The 16321-nt window shown below is 51.5% G+C and carries 12 protein-coding genes; 11 read left to right on the forward strand and 1 reads right to left on the reverse strand.

Translation table 11 applies throughout. From position 1 onward, the window contains the following. Positions 1-285 precede the first annotated feature (285 nt). Together MHH82_RS14660 and MHH82_RS14665 are read left to right on the forward strand one after the other, a co-directional pair. Positions 286-1416, forward strand: a complete 1131-nt coding sequence (locus MHH82_RS14660; RefSeq protein ID WP_340966423.1) for a glycoside hydrolase family 88/105 protein — start codon at positions 286-288, stop codon at positions 1414-1416. After that, complete coding sequence (locus MHH82_RS14665) at positions 1413-2999, forward strand: glycoside hydrolase family 43 protein (protein WP_145036169.1); 1587 nt, start codon at positions 1413-1415, stop codon at positions 2997-2999. Before MHH82_RS14660 ends, MHH82_RS14665 begins: the two co-directional genes overlap by 4 nt. A 51-nt stretch (positions 3000-3050) precedes the next feature. On the opposite strand, the gene MHH82_RS14670 is transcribed toward MHH82_RS14665, so the two are convergent. Further along, positions 3051-3893 (reverse strand): helix-turn-helix domain-containing protein, encoded by an 843-nt coding sequence (locus MHH82_RS14670; RefSeq protein ID WP_251495376.1) that lies wholly within the window; start codon positions 3891-3893, stop codon positions 3051-3053. A 162-nt stretch (positions 3894-4055) separates the two neighbouring features. Here MHH82_RS14670 and MHH82_RS14675 point away from each other — a divergent pair, with 162 nt between their 5' ends. From MHH82_RS14675 to MHH82_RS14715, 9 genes are all read left to right on the forward strand, one after another. Continuing rightward, complete coding sequence (locus MHH82_RS14675; protein WP_340966428.1) at positions 4056-6383, forward strand: glycoside hydrolase family 95 protein; 2328 nt, start codon at positions 4056-4058, stop codon at positions 6381-6383. Positions 6384-6393: 10 nt separating this feature from the next. Then, positions 6394-7965 carry a glycoside hydrolase family 28 protein gene (locus tag MHH82_RS14680; RefSeq protein WP_445661965.1) on the forward strand — a complete coding sequence of 524 codons (1572 nt, stop codon included), beginning with the start codon at positions 6394-6396 and terminating at the stop codon, positions 7963-7965. Positions 7966-8049: 84 nt separating this feature from the next. Next, positions 8050-10263, forward strand: a complete 2214-nt coding sequence (locus tag MHH82_RS14685; RefSeq protein WP_340966432.1) for an Ig-like domain-containing protein — start codon at positions 8050-8052, stop codon at positions 10261-10263. 226 nt (positions 10264-10489) lie between these two features. After that, entirely contained in the window at positions 10490-11188 is a 699-nt protein-coding gene (gene ric / locus MHH82_RS14690) for an iron-sulfur cluster repair di-iron protein (protein WP_340966435.1), read from the forward strand. A 202-nt stretch (positions 11189-11390) separates the two neighbouring features. After that, entirely contained in the window at positions 11391-12260 is an 870-nt protein-coding gene (locus MHH82_RS14695; RefSeq protein ID WP_340966438.1) for a methyl-accepting chemotaxis protein, read from the forward strand. A 181-nt stretch (positions 12261-12441) separates the two neighbouring features. Further along, positions 12442-13164: a DUF421 domain-containing protein gene (locus tag MHH82_RS14700; RefSeq protein ID WP_251495391.1), complete on the forward strand. Its 723-nt coding sequence runs from the start codon at positions 12442-12444 to the stop codon at positions 13162-13164. A gap of 154 nt (positions 13165-13318) precedes the next feature. Beyond that, a complete protein-coding gene (locus tag MHH82_RS14705) occupies positions 13319-14200 on the forward strand; it encodes a diaminopimelate epimerase (protein WP_340966441.1) in 882 nt (293 codons plus the stop codon). After that, positions 14181-14975, forward strand: a complete 795-nt coding sequence (locus MHH82_RS14710) for a class I SAM-dependent methyltransferase (protein ID WP_251495394.1) — start codon at positions 14181-14183, stop codon at positions 14973-14975. The genes MHH82_RS14705 and MHH82_RS14710 overlap by 20 nt, the downstream gene beginning before the upstream one ends. Positions 14976-15004: 29 nt before the next feature. Beyond that, positions 15005-16300: an opine metallophore biosynthesis dehydrogenase gene (locus tag MHH82_RS14715; protein ID WP_036663196.1), complete on the forward strand. Its 1296-nt coding sequence runs from the start codon at positions 15005-15007 to the stop codon at positions 16298-16300. Positions 16301-16321: the final 21 nt, after the last annotated feature.

Below are 16321 nucleotides of genomic sequence, written 5' to 3' on the forward strand. Positions count from 1 at the left end.
ATGAACACGCTCCTTCTATGGATTTTTCATCCATGTTATCGAATTGCAGGCTCTAATAATAACACCTCCGATGTTTAAATCGGTTCATTCTTTGCCTTTTATGCCGAATTTATAAAAATGGCAGCTTATTCTGCTTGTCTTCTTGAACGAAAGCTGATTGGGAAACAGAGCATAAAATGCAAAATATGCGGGAGATTCGGCATCAAATCCGGAATTTTTATGATTTACGTTTCTTTATAATTAGTTAGTGATTAGAACTTCCAAGGATATTGAGGTGAGGCGGTTTTGAAACAAGAGAGCAGATGGTCCGTCTTGACGGCGGATACCATTCTCAGTCAAGCGGACAGCGAGGGACTTCACTCTGAAATTGCACGTCGGTGGGCGTATGTACCCGGGATGATGCTCATGGCGATCGCCCGCACAGGGGATTGTTATAGCAAGGATGCTTATATTGATTTCATGAAAAGGCATATGGATCTGTTTGTTCAAGCGGATGGGGGCATTCGGGGATATCGCATCGAAGAGTATAATCTGGACCAGATCAACCAGGGGAAAAATTTATTTGCTCTGAGCGCCAGATTTCATGACTCCCGTTATGAAAAGGCTTCACATACGCTTGCCGCCCAGCTGATCGGCCAGCCCAGGACGACGGACGGCGGGTTCTGGCACAAGAAAGTTTACCCGTTTCAGATGTGGCTGGATGGGCTCTATATGTCTTCGCCATTTCTGGCGCAATATGCGAAAACCTACAACCGACCTGAATGGTTCGACGAGGTAGCCCATCAGCTTCTGCTGGTGGAGCGAAGAACCCGGGATCGCACAACGGGGCTCTTGTATCACGGATGGGATGAAGCGAAGGAACAAGTATGGGCCGATCCGGAAAGCGGCCGCTCCCCGCATTATTGGAGCAGGGCCTTAGGCTGGTATGCAATGGCGCTGGTGGACAGTCTCGAGTATTTCCCGGTGGATCATCCGAAGCGCGGTACGATCATGGGCATATTCGAACGGTTAAGCCGGGCGCTGGGACGGTATCAGGAAAAAGAGAGCGGGCTGTGGTTCCAGGTGCTCGATCAAGGCTTCCGGGAAGGCAATTATCTCGAAACCTCCGGCTCCTCGATGTTTATTTATGCATTGGCCAAGGGAGTGCGGCTTCAATACCTGGAACAGTCTTCAAGATCCATTGCGGAAAGGGCTTACGAAGGTTTGGTACAGCGGTTTGTCGAGGTTAACGATACCGGCGTGCATCTACATTCCATATGCCATGGAGCGGGGCTCAGCGACGACCGCAACGGCTCTTACGAATATTACATCGGCGAGAAAGTGGTGTCGGACGCCCAGATCGGCGTCGCGCCTTTCATCCTTGCAAGTCTGGAAATGGAGCGGTTAGAAGATTCAAGGGTAGGAGGTTCTATATGATGCACTCATCGTTAACAATGCAAGCATTACAGAACAAACCGTGGTTGTCGGATCAGGGAGACGGAACGTTCGTGAATCCGGTGCTTCATGCGGATTATTCGGATCCGGATGTGATCCGGGTAGGGGAAGATTTCTATATGACAGCCTCCAGCTTTGGCCATCTGCCGGGACTGCCGATTCTGCATTCGAAGGATTTAATTAACTGGAAGATCATGAATCATGTGCTGCCACGGATGGATCTGCCGGGCTATGACGTCCCGCAGCATGGGAACGGCGTCTGGGCTCCGGCCCTTCGATTCCATGACGGCAAGTACTGGGTGTTCTATGGAGATCCGGATGTCGGCATCTTGATGAGCACAGCAGAGGACCCGGCAGGCAGCTGGACGCCACTCCATCTGGTTCAAGAGGGAAAAGGCTTAATCGACCCGTGCCCGTTCTGGGACGATGACGGCCAGGCTTACCTGGTTCACGCGTTTGCCAAAAGCAGATGCGGCATCAAGCATCTATTACGAATGTGCCGGATGTCCCCGGATGGAAAACAGCTGCTGGATGAAGGTCAGATCGTCTTCGACGGGACCGAGCGCCATCCGACGATGGAGGGCCCGAAGCTGTATAAACGGAATGGCTATTATTATATCTTTGCTCCTGCCGGAGGAGTATCAACGGGTTGGCAGACCGTGCTTCGGTCTACCTCGGTCTTTGGCCCTTATGAGGACAAAATCGTGCTGCATCAAGGCGATGGCCCGGTTAACGGTCCGCATCAAGGCGGCTGGGTGGAGCTGGCATCGGGCGAATCGTGGTTTATGCATTTTCAAGACAAGGGGGCTTACGGACGAATAACACATCTGCAGCCCATGCGCTGGGTGGATGATTGGCCGCAGATCGGGATCGACACGAATGGAGACGGGATCGGCGAACCGGTTCTGCGTTATCCGAAGCCAAGTGTCCTTGGGGAGCATATGATTCAAGCCCCGGACGATTCGGACGAATTCGAAGGCGCAACGCTTGGCCTTCAGTGGCAATGGCAGGCCAATCCGAATCCGGATTGGTACGCATTCGAGAAGGACAGCCATTTGCGATTATTCTCCTTTCCCGTGCCGGAGCACCGGCCATCGCAAACGATCTACGATGCCCCTCACTTGCTGCTGCAGAAATTTCCGGCTGAAGTATTTCATGCGGAAGCCAAACTGGATGGAACGTCACTCAAGCCCGGTGAACGGGCGGGTCTGATCATATTCGGACGAACCTTCGCCTATGTCGGCGTTCGGATGAAAACGGACGGATCCGGGATGGAGATTATTCAAGCCGCAGGGAATGACAAGGAGGAGAATATCGTATGGTCCGGCGGATGGAATGATGGGAAGGTAACGATTCGGGTCACGGTTCATCCTGGTGCGATATGCCGCTTCGATTACGCTGCTGCTGACGGTCGTTACATGCCGTGCGGGAAAAAGGATTTCGTAGCGGAAAAAGGTCACTGGGTCGGAGCCAAGGTTGGATTGTTCGCGGTTTGTAAGGAGGATCATCCAGACAGAGGGTATGTGGATGTCGAATGGTTTAGGGTCGGAAGAGGAGAGATGTAGTAAAGGCGGGGCTGTCCCAAGACGGGTGACTACTTTGGAACAGCCCCGATTCTATCCGTGACGCTTGCGATACTGGAGAGGCGTCGTGCCCGCTATTTTTTTGAAGGTTTTATTGAAGTGGGCAATATGTTCAAATCCGGCCAGCTCGGAGATGATTTGCACGGAGTCCCGGCTGCTCACGAGCATTTTTTGGGCTTCGCGGATTCGTACCACCTGCACGTATTCACGAAAGTGAAAGCCTGTCAGCCTGGTGAATACCCTGCTGAGATAGGAGGGACTGATGTAAAACTGCTTGGCGACCTGTTCCAGCGTGAGCTTCTCATGGAAATTCGATTTGATATATTGGGCAATTTCCGAAATTTTTTGATGCATCGGATGCTCGTATTCATGGGTTTGGGATTGCAGCGTAGTCTCAATCCGGTGGAGGCGGATAAGCAACTCGTTCATCAGCGAGCGAACCAATGAGCTGTAGTGAGTCTGCTCCGTTTGGCATTCTGCGAGCATGGAATGCAGCAGCCGCTCGATTTCCGGCTGATGCTTAAGCGGAATACGAATGAGCCTGGACGTCCCATGATCGAGCAAATTGGCGACGCCGGCGTCCCCCTGTTCGATGAAGGTTCTGGAGAAGCCGATCAGCACCCGCTCGAAGAGCAGCTTCTCGGAGCTTGCCGTCGAGTGCAGATCATGCGGGTTCACGATCATCAGATCCCCTTTTTTGACGGTGAACACGTTATCGTCCATGAAGTAAACTCGCTCCCCGTTGAGCAAGTAGTACAACTCGAAGTAGGGATGCTCATGGGGGCGCGGCATGCTGCTGGAACCGTTTCGCGACATGTATTGGATGGAGAAATCATGATCTCCGATGTGGTATTTAGGCTGCAGCCGGTCAATCATTCCTCTCAATCTCCTTTATACGCATGGTTGGATTACCATCGATAGTGATCGTAGAAAATTATATATCATGCCTGCAGCCGATCTTCAAGGATTTTGGCCGCAATCACCAACTTTTTTTAAAACGCTTACAAATTCTTAGCATAAGAAGCTTAGGAGGACAGAATGCCATTAACTTCAGAAACCTTGATATGGTTCGATCAGCCGGCCCAGAACTGGAACGAGGCTTTACCGATTGGGAACGGACGTCTTGGCGGCATGGTATTCGGATGCGCCCAGCAGGAAAAAATCCAATTCAACGAGGATTCGGTATGGTACGGAGGTCCGAGGGACCGCAACAATCCGGATGCGCTCCGACATCTTCCGCTCATCCGCAAGCTGTTGTTCGAAGGGCGGCTGAAGGAAGCCCACCGGCTGTCGGAGACGGCTTTTTCCGGGACGCCGCGCAGCCAGAGGCCATATTTGACGGCGGGCGATTTCTGCATTCAGGTCGATCATCCGCAAGGCGAGTTGTCCCACTATCGCAGGGAGCTGGATCTTGAAAAGTCGATCGCCGTAACGTCATACCAATACGGAGGCGTTACCTTTACCCGGGAAGTGTTTTGCAGTTATCCGGACCAGGTGATGGTCATCCGGCTGGAAGCCGATCGACCGGGTGTTCTGACCTTGACAGCGCGATTTGAGCGGCAGAAAGGGAAGCACATGGATGCAGTCCATCGGCATGGCACGGACACGGTGGTCATGACGAATGATTGCGGTGGGAAGGACGGGCTTACCTACAGTGCCGCTGCAAAAGCCATAACTGCAGGCGGAACCGTACGCGTTGTCGGCGAGCATTTGCTGGTGGATCAGGCCGACGAAGTCGTCATTATCCTTGCCGCGGCCAGCACCTTTCGCGTAGACGATCCGAAATTGCGCTGTGCTGAGCTGCTGGAACATGCAGCGAACCAGGGCTATGCCGCTTTGAAGAAGCGTCATATTGCGGATTATCAGCCGTTGTTTGAGCGGGTAAAGCTGGACCTGGGAGCTCCTGCAGATCAGGAGCGCCATTTGCTGCCGGTGCCTAAGCGGCTTGAGCGTGTGCGGGCGGGAGAGGACGACGCAGGCCTGTACACGCTGTATTTTCACTTCGGAAGATATCTGCTTATTGCCTGCAGCCGCCCTGGATCGCTCCCGGCCAATCTCCAGGGCATCTGGAACGATTCCATGGCTCCACCCTGGGACAGCAAATTTACGATCAATATCAACACCCAGATGAATTACTGGCCGGCGGAAAGCTGCAATCTGTCCGAATGCCATGAACCGCTGTTTGAATTAATTGAACGTATGAGGGACAACGGGCGCGTAACGGCACGAACAATGTACGGCTGCCGCGGATTCGTCGCCCATCATAACACCGATATTTGGGCCGACACCGCGCCCCAGGACATTTATCCTCCGGCCACCCAATGGGTGATGGGCGCCGCATGGCTGACCCTTCATCTCTGGGAGCATTACAAATTCAATCCGAATCCGGATTTCTTGAAAAGAGCCTATGAGACCATGAAGGAAGCGGCACTCTTCTTCACCGACTTTCTGGTGGAAAGTCCTGAAGGATACCTCGTGACGAATCCATCCGTTTCGCCGGAGAACCGTTATTTGCTGCGGAATGGCGAATCCGGAACGCTCTGTTACGGACCGTCCATGGACACGCAAATCATATCGGAGCTGTACAGTGCCTGCATCCAGGCAAGCCTGGAGCTGGACATCGACGAAAGTGCTCGCCAAGAATGGGCGGCCATCAAGGATCGTTTGCCGGAGATGAAGGTAGGAAGGCACGGGCAGCTGCAGGAATGGCTGGAGGATTACGAGGAGGCCGACCCCGGGCACCGGCACATCTCCCATCTGTTCGGTCTTCATCCCGGAACGACGATCAGTCCGGACTCGACGCCGGACTTGGCGGAAGCGGCCCGGGTTACGCTTCGGCGGCGTCTCGCCCACGGCGGGGGACATACCGGCTGGAGCCGGGCCTGGATCATCAACTTCTGGGCGCGGCTGCTGGACGGCGAACAGGCCTATGTTCATCTTAAAGAATTGCTGAGGCAATCGACGCTCCCCAATCTGTTCGACAATCACCCGCCGTTCCAAATCGACGGCAACTTCGGGGCTGCCGCGGGAATTGCCGAAATGCTGATCCAGAGTCACCTGGATCACATCCGTCTTCTGCCGGCGCTGCCAGAAGCCTGGCCGCAAGGGGGCGTACAGGGACTTCGCGCCAGGGGAGGCTTCCAGGTGGATATCGATTGGAGAGACGGGAGCCTTGCGGAAGCGGTGATCACTTCGGTAAGCGGTCGGAAGCTTCGTCTCCATGCGAAGCGGTCCGTACGGGTCACGACCTCGGATGGAAGGGAGGTGCCGATGGAACGTCATGGCCATGTCATCGAAATGGCTACCGAAACCGGCGGAAGGTATTTCGTCCAGCCGATACAAATCGAAAATGAAATCTTACAATAACGGAGGTACCATGATCATGATAACCGAAGAAGCGATATGCCCTGATTTGCCCGTGATCCCGGAACATACGGTAACGATTACAGACTATGGCGCGGTTGGAGACGGTGTTTATGACAATACTCAAGCATTTCATCAAGCGATTGAAGCCTGCGCAAAGGCAGGAGGAGGCACGCTGGTCATCCCTCCGGGGATATGGCTCACCGGTCCGATCAAGCTGCAGAGCCGGATTGAGCTTCATGCCTCAGCCGGTGCCCTCGTCATGTTCAGCAAGTTTTTCGAAGATTATCCGATCCTGATGTCCACGTATGAGGGCCGGCAGATGTTTCGCTGCCAGTCTCCGCTCGATGGCGAAGGGCTGGAGGATGTCGCGATCACCGGGGGCGGGATTTTTGACGGAAGCGGCGAAGCCTGGAGGCCTGTTAAGAGAGGGAAGCTGACGGAAAGCCAGTGGGAGCGCTTAATACAATCCGGCGGCGTCGTGGATGACCAGGGATTGTGGTGGCCAACGCCCGCTGCTCGGGACGGTCAGGAGACCCTGGACCGTATTGAACAGACAGGCAGCGAGGAACCACAGGATTATGAGCCCGTCAGAGACTACTTGAGACCCAATCTGCTCAGCTTGAGAAACTGTAAGCGGATCCTGCTCAGCGGTCCCACCTTTCAAAACTCCGCAGCCTGGTGCCTGCATCCTTGGGCATCGGAGCAGATCACCATTCAAAACATTACGGTCCGCAATCCGTGGTATGCCCAGAACGGGGACGGTCTGGACATTGATTCGTGCAAATACGTAACCGTTGAAAACAGCTCGTTTGATGTAGGAGACGACGCGATCTGCCTGAAGTCCGGCAAAAATGAAGCCGGGCGCCTGCTGGGAAAGCCGAGCGAGCGGATTAGTATCCGGAATTGCACCGTTTATCACGGCCACGGCGGCATCGTGGTCGGCAGTGAAATGTCCGGAGGCATCAAGGATGTATACGTATCCGATTGCACTTTTATCGGCACCGATATCGGCATTCGCTTTAAAAGCTGCCGCGGGCGCGGCGGCGTGGTCGAGAACATCTTGATTGAACGGATTCGGATGCGGGATATCGACGGGGATGCCATCTCCTTCAATTTATATTACGAAGGGAGAGCCGGCTCCGGCGAATACCAAGAGGAAGTAATGCTGCCCGTTACCGAGGAAACCCCCGTGTTCCGGAACATTGTCATTCAGGATATCGTGTGCAGCGGCGCGCATACTGCGCTCCTCATCAACGGCCTGCCGGAGATGCCGGTGGAGAACTTGACGGTGAAGCGGTCCGCCATCACAAGTCGGGAAGGCATTGTATGCCGAAATGGACAAAACCTGAGCATTCAGGACTTGGTCCTTCGCACTCAGGATAATCCGCTGCTTCTTTTTCACCAAAGCCGAAATGTTCAAGTGGCGAATGTCAGCGGAGAAGGCGGTTCGCAGGACGACCGCCTGTTGGTGGTGACCGGGGAACGGTCCAGCCAAATCGAATGCTCGGGGCTGAAGGCCGATAAGGCTAGGGGGATCGAGATCTCTCCTGAAGTGGAACCGGGGGAGGTCGTGATCAAGTAGCTTTCGGATTAAATATGGCTTAGAAAGGAGGTGATCGAATTATAACCGTTGTCAGAATCTCAAAATGATAAGGGAGGTACGCAAATGAAAGCAGCGAAATGGTTGAAGCAAATGCTTGTCTTCACGATGCTGTTTACCGGTTTATCCGGCGGAGGTGCTTACGCTGAGGAAAATCCTGAATCCCCAGCCCCGGCAAATTCCCCGCAAACGCCTGCGTTTCCGGGGGCCGAAGGCGGTGGGAAATATACGACCGGCGGCCGGGGCGGCGAAGTGTACGAGGTAACGACGCTTGCCGACTCGGGAGCGGGGTCGCTTCGTGACGCGGTCAGCGCCGGGAACCGGACCGTCGTATTTAAAGTCGGCGGCGTGATTCAGCTGAAATCCCCACTGAAGATTCTCGGAGACAACCTGACGATTGCCGGTCAAACGGCGCCGGGCGATGGGATTACGGTTATCGGGTATCCAACGTCCTTCGATGGAAACAACCTGATCATCCGTTACATGCGCTTCCGGCTGGGCGATATGAATGAAACGGAAGCAGACTCTTTTGGCGGACGGTACAAGAAAGACATTATCATTGACCACTCCTCGTTCAGCTGGTCCGTTGACGAAGTGCTCAGCCCTTACGGCAACGAAAATGTCACCGTGCAGTGGTCGATCATCGCCGACGCCATGCATATTAGCAGACACGTCAAAGGCAGACACGGGTACGGCGGGATATGGGGCGGAAAGAACACCAGCTTCCATCATAACTTGATCGCTCATAATTCCAGCCGTAACCCGGCGTTTGACAGCACGGCCGGCAACTCCCATGATTTCCGAAATAACGTGGTATACAACTGGGGTTTCTTTGCTTCGTACGGAGGCAAAGGCGCAGTTACCAATATCATCAACAATTATTACAAGCCCGGCCCGGAAACGGAAGTCGTTCGGTTTATGAATGCGGAGAGCACCGGAAGTTACTTTATCGACGGCAACGTCATGGACGGGTATCCGGAATATACGCAGGATAACTGGTCCGGTGTTCATCCATATCCGAATTACGTGAAGCTCGAAACTCCCGCTTCCTTTGCCAATCCATTGCCGACCGAATCCGCCGAAGAGGCTTATGAAGCGGTCATGCAAAGCGCCGGAGCCACCCTGCCGAAGCGGGATGCAATCGATGCCCGAATCATCCAGGATGTGATCCACCGAACCGGCATGCATATTAACTCCCAGAATGAGGTGGGCGGATATCCGCTCGTGGAGCCGGTTGTTTCCACAATAGAAGATGACGATCATGATGGAATGCCGAATGATTGGGAGATCGCCCACGGGCTGGACCCGTTAGATCCGAGCGACCGCAATATGACCAATAACGAAGGATTTACGAATCTGGAGCTGTATCTGAATTCCATACCAGGAAACGGATCGGCCAATCCCTCAGCCGTCATTACCGCCCCGGCAAACAACACGGTGGTAAAAGCCGGCTCGAACGTCACGATTGAAGCGTCCGTTTCCGATGAAGACGGCAGCGTAACCAAGGTGGAGTTTTACCGGAACGGAGAGAAGGTTGGAGAGGACGAAAGCATGCCGTTCCGCTATCAGTGGACGGACGTTGCGGATGGCACCCATTACTGGGCCGCAAAAGCGATCGACGATACAGGCACGATGGCATTCTCAACGAGCGTGGTCGTTCATGCGAACACTAAAGGGAGCATCAGGCCTTGGAAATCGGCCGATGTCGGCAGTCCGGGAATTCCGGGACACACGCAGCTCGGCGGCGCGCCGGGCGAAGTGACCGTCAAGTCCGCGGGTGATATCGGCGGCACGAAGGACGTCTTTCATTTTGCATATCAGAAGGTAAAGGGAGATGCTGAAATCGTTGCCCGGATTGAAAGCATCACTCCCACAAATGAGGAAGCGGAAGCCGGGATCATGTTCCGCGAGAGCCTGAAAGAGGATGCCCCGTTCGTTTCCCTTGTCGTCCCTTATATTCGAACGGGGAAAAGAGGCGTAACCCTTAGTCGAGCCGAGGAGGGCGGCGAGGTTGCGAGGATTCAGCCGGAGCAGGAATTTCAGCTGCCATATTGGATCAAGCTTGTCCGCAAGGATAATCAATTCACATCGTTCATTTCTCAAGATGGAACCAGCTGGACCACGGTTGGAAACGTCCGAATCGATTTGCCGAAGCAAGTCTATGTCGGGCTTGTGGCGGATGCGGCTAAAGTTAACAATGAGACGTGGAAATACAATACTTCCACATTTTCCAATGTAAATATATCGGCGAAAACAGGCAATGGTCCGAGAGCCGAGTAATGTGAACGATGACGAAGAAACTGGGCAGCTTTGAGAACAAAACAGGGATGATTTCATCCATGATTGTTGTTGTCCTGGGTCCCGTTGTCCTTTCGATACTATCGTTCACATAGTGTTACATTTCAGTATGACTGCAATCACATATGCGGGGATGGGAGTTTCATATACTTGAGTTGTAAGAGTGAAAAAGTTCACAAGCACGTATTTAGTCTAGGGAGGTTTGAATATGAGTTCATTCACGCTTCAGAGCCAGGTATCCGATATTGTGACATCCATCCCGCAAACCGCGGATTTATTTCGATCCCTCCGCATCGATTTTTGTTGTGGCGGCCAGGTGCCTTTGGAAGAGGCAGCCAAGCAGCGTCTTTTGGATCCAGCCGCCGTTCTGGAGCAGGTTTGGTCCGTAGAGAGCAAGTTTGCCGATTACCAGGAAAGCCGTCCCGCTTCATTGAAGGAATCCGAACTGATTGATCACATCCAACAAAAACATCATGCCTTCCTCCGTGATGAATTACCGGCATTAACGCCCTATGTCACGAAATTGGCCCGTGTGCATGGAGAGCATCATCCCGAGCTGCTTCGCGTGCAAGAGCTCTTCTCGGAATTGAAAAAGGAGCTGTTAGAGCATACGAAGGACGAGGACGAGCATGTATTTCCGCTCATCTTGAAATTTGTGGCGGACCCTAGCCACCAAGCGGCAGCAGAGCTTAAGCCGCACGTATCCGAACTGGAACATGAACATGCTCATGCCGGCAGCTTGCTGCAGGAGCTGCGGGATGTAACATCCGATTTCGAGCTTCCGGCTGATGCCTGCGGTACGTATCGGCTTGTCTTTCAACGGTTAGCCATGCTTGAAAAGGACACTTTCGAGCATATCCATCTGGAAAACAACATATTGTTTGAGCGGCTGCGCCAAGCGGTATAACCTTTCGACAACGTCCCTTCCTCACCTAATGAGGAAGGGATTTTTATTGTTCCAGCCCATCATCCTGCTCAACGATTCGCTGCATTCGGACGATAAATATAGTGATCAGAAGGGAAGATGCAGTTCCCAATGATACGCCAATAAGCTTGATGACACGGTATGGCAGACAATAGCACCCGTATGAAGGGTTGGGGGAGATAGCATGAGCAATGTAACTGAAGAACAAACACAGCATGAGATGATAGGGGCCTTTGTCAAGGTAGCTCCACTTCTGAAAAGTCTTACGAATGATGACATCACGATTGGCATATACGACACGGAGAAGCTCATCATCAACATTCCGGGAAGAACCTTTTCGCTGAATGTCAAGCCTGGGGACCCGCTCGTGGAGGGGGATATCGTAACCGATGCCATCCGCAATAATAAAGCTTTATCGGCAGTCGTTCCGAAAGAGCTGTTTGGATTTCCGCTTGCTGCACGGGCGATCCCGCTGCATGACGAATTTGGCAGGGTAATCGGCGGCGTAGGCATGGGTACAAGCCTCGAAAAAGCGAATATGCTGTTTGAGATGGCCGAGAGCTTTTCCGCGATTGTCGAGCAGACCACCGCATCCATTGAAGATATTAGCCAATCCATCGCCCGACTTACCGATCGGGTGTCGGACGTAACCGGTCAAATGTCGGAGGTTAGCTCCAGTGCGCAGCAGATCGGCAAGATTTCCACCGTCGTGAAGGAAATTTCGGATCAGAGCAGCATGTTAGGCCTTAATGCTTCTATCGAAGCGGCAAGGGCTGGGGAAGTTGGTAGGGGTTTCTCGGTCGTTGCCGATGAGATTCGGAAGCTGGCGACAAGCTCCAAAGAGAACGTGGACCAGATTAATGGCATCACCAAGCATATACAGGATTTTCTACAGCGGCTAAATCATGCTTTTGCCGATATCCACACGCTGACCGATACCCAGTCAAGGACGATTCAGGAGTTCTCGGCAACGATTCATGAGATTAGCATCAAGGCTGAGGAACTGGCACAGGTTGCTGAAGAAACCTTGTATTCCAAAGAAAATAAGCAATAGGATAACTGAAACTCTCCTAATTCTTTAATTTTATTTTGCAAGGAAGAAGAAATACGCTGATGTATTTCTTCTTTTTTTATTTGATTGATGATCTCCCTTATATACTCGATCTTGTATAGAGATTGCAGCATAAGGGGAACTTACTGAATATGTCAGATTTTGTGGGAAAGGGCTGAAGGTATTGGATTTTTTTGAAAGCCAAGAAACGCTGACTTCCGTCCAATGGATCTTAAGAGGCATCGTTAGCTTTGTTTTTTTACTTTTAGTAACGAAAGTAATGGGGCAGCGCTCCATTTCCCAATTAAGATTTCTAGATTTCATTGTCGCTCTCATTCTCGGTAATATAATTGCTCACCCGCTTTCAGACGAGGGATTGGGCTTGGAAGGATCGATGATCACCACCATCGTGATCATTGTGCTGTATGTTGCGGCAACATGGTTGAGCCTGAAGTGGCCGTTCATCAAACGATATCTAGATCCGCCACCCATCACGCTCGTTAAAAATGGTCTCATCCAATTCCATAACCTGTCTAAAGCAAGGATCTCTGTCGATTATTTATTCTCCGAGCTTAGAAAAGAGAAAATAGAGGATATACAGAAAGTATCTCTGGCTTTGTGGGAACCGGGCGGAACCGTTTCCGTATTCGTGGACACCCCATACCAACCGGTTACTCCGGCTGATATGAACATTAGGACCCAACCATTTACGATCTCAAGGCCGATTATCGTGGATGGAAAAATCGATATGCTGCTCCTTCACGAAATCGGTAAGGATCTTGATTGGCTCAAATCAAAAGTAACGCCCGTTCATAAGAATATTCAAGATGTGGCATTAGCCACCATTAACGATCATGAAGACTTGCGCTTCTACTCCAAGCAAGATAGCCAATATACGCATAAATAACTCTTCCGATGATGACGTCGAAAGAGTTTTTTTCTTGCTAAAATGTTGACTATTTCGAAAAGCCATGCTATATTCTCATCATTCTTAATCGTAACAATTACGATTAGAGAACATCAATCCAACTGGCAATCCATTGGAACAGAGGGAGCCCGTGATGAAGCAGAAGATCGATTTTGTGAAATGCAATCCCACGCAGAACATGACGATTCTCATTAACACCAAGCTTCCGCCCGATGAACATAAACGCGTCGCTGCTAAAATCATGTCTTACGACAATGTTTATGCTGAGCAGGTTGGTTTTATCGAACAATCCATGAAAGATGATGCGGATGCGTTTCTGCGGATGGCAGGAGGTGAATTTTGCGGGAATGCTTGCATGGCCCTAGCGGCATACCTGGCTGAGGTCCAGGGGATAAAACGACATCTAACAACTGAGTTTCGACTAGAGGTTTCAGGGGCGGAGCGGTTAGTGTCATGCCATATAACAAAAAACAAGGAGGATTATCGCTGCAGGGTCAACATGCCGCTTCCGGTGAGAATTGATCAAACGATCCTTCAAGACGGGTGCTCCCTTGTTGATGCGGTTGTTGTTCGATACAAAGACTTTGTTCATTTTGTGATTGAAGTGGAGTGCTTCGATGCGCAAATGAACAGCAGCATGTTGGCCATGGCCAAGCACATCGGACCCTTTCTCGATGCAAGAATGGTTGGAATCCTGTTATACAACTCCCGCATTAGGGAACTGACTCCGCTCATTTATGTACCGGAGCTTAATAGCGCGGTGTGGGAAAGAGGTTGCGGATCTGGCACCGCTTCCGTAGGCGCCTACTTAGCTTGGAAGCATAAGAGGGGTGTCGAGGCTTCCATCAAACAGCCCGGCGGGACGATTCATGTAAAGGCCCTATTTGATCAAAACCGGTTGACGCATCTGGAAATCGAAGGGTCCGTTGGGATTGCAGCTCAAGGCATCGCATTCATTGATCTGGATGAAGACCATATCGCGGGGGTGGGAAATCGTGAAACTAACCATGTTTGATCAATCCTTGGCTGAATATTTAACAAGGTTTAAGTACTACGCAGACCGCTTCGATGATATTTCCCGTCACCGAACGGAGCTGGAACGTCTGGTCGATGATTATTCAGCATTTATCACCGACCAGTCCAACTCCAATATTTGGGATGAGCTGGAGCGGCAAGGAACTGGAGGTTTAAACGGGCTTGCGGAGGAATTGAGAGCGTATTCGGCACGCTGCGTAGCGACCCTGGAGAAATATCGCGCATTGAAATTGATCAAGGGAGACACGGGGATCACCGATTATTTCAGGAATATCGAAGAATGCATCGAGAAAGAGTTCGGAAGCTTCCAAGTGACTTCGAAGTCGATCGTACTGCTGGTTGGCTCCGGCGCATTTCCGATGACGGCTCTATTGATTGCCAAGCGAACGGGAGCCGAGGTGATCGGCATCGACATTGACGATGAGGCCATTGGGCTCGGGGTCAAGGTTATCGAGGCATTGGGCCCGGAGCTGAAGATCCGGCTGATAAATACACCAGTAGAAAATCTTGATTACATACAAGAGGTCACCCACATCATTTTCAGTTCAACGGTTGCTGAAAAGTACGACCTGTTGGAGCGGTTACATCCATTAACGAACGAAAAGGTCGTTGTGGCCATGAGGCACGGAAACCGTTTGAAGTCTTTATTCAATTACCCCATGAAAGAAACGGATGACGACAAATGGAAACTAGTTGATACGGTATTGCGCCAAAACGATATATTCGACATCGCGTTGTACAAAAAGGCACCATAACACATGGATAATCGAAGTGAGGTGTTCTTATGAGAGATATGAAGCGAGTCCTGATATTGGGAACGGGTCCAGCCGCCTTGCAGCTGGCAGTGATCCTTAAGAAAGGGTACCGTTGTCATTTGGGCATTGCGGGTCGGGAATCGGTCCGTTCCGCGGATTTCTTTGAATCGCTTGCGGCCAGCGGTCAAAGGGTTCGCGTAAGCATCCAAAATGAAAAACATCATGCCTTGGAAGGCGAGTGCCGCTTGGATGGCGTATTCCGTGGCATTGAGACGATCGAAGGCCAGTGGGATACCCTGATTTTGGCAGTGACCACCGACGCCTATTTGGAAGTCATGCGACAGATCGACCAAGACGTTCTGCGAAAAGTAAACAGCTTGGTGCTGATTTCCCCGACGTTCGGTTCCAACAGATTGGTAACCGGTTATATCGGGCAATTGAATCCGGGTGCGGAAGTCATAAGTTTTTCTACATATATCGGGGACACCAGATGGGTGGATGACCGGGTTTCCAATCAGGTCATAACGACGGGGGTCAAGAAAAAAGTCTATATCGGCTCGACACGTGGCCGTTCAGATCTTGTCGACAGGCTGTGCGGTCTGTATAAGCAATCGGACATTGAAGTGGAATTCATGAGGACGCCCTTGGAGGCTGAAGCGCGAAATATTTCGTTATATGTTCATCCCGCTTTGTTCATGAATGACTTCTCATTAAACGCCATTTTTGACGAATCGGGTTCTCGCAAGTATGTCTATAAGCTTTTCCCTGAAGGCCCCATTACGCAAGATCTGATCCGCGATATGCTATCCCAGTGGAAGGAAATGATGAGCATCTTAGACCGATTAGGGATGGGACGCATCAATTTGCTGAAGTTTATGACGGATGATAACTATCCGGTGAGAAATGAGAGTTTATCACGACAGGATATCGATTGCTTCGAGCACCTGGAAAGCATTCATCAAGAGTATTTATTGTATATCCGTTACGCCTCATTGTTGATCGATCCCTTCTCTCAGCCGGATCCTGAGGGAAAGTACTTCGATTTCTCGGCGGTGCCGATCCGGAGTTTGTTTATCAATCTGGAAGGCTGCCTGGATATCCCGAGAATGCCGAAGGAGGACTATTATCGGATCAAGATCATACAAGGCATCGCCGGCTTCTTAAAGGTGGAATGTCCAACCATCGATCGGTTCATTTCAGCATATGAAGGCAAAATCGTCAGCGTGGCACTTGCTCATAAGGACCGGTCGTTGTCCGGCGCCTTCGCGGTTCAGAGTTTCGGAGAAGAACTGGCCATGATATGCAAGGACCTAACCAATACATGAACGTTAACATAATCAAGTGGG

It is taken from the genome of Bacillus sp. FSL K6-6540 (assembly GCF_038007545.1).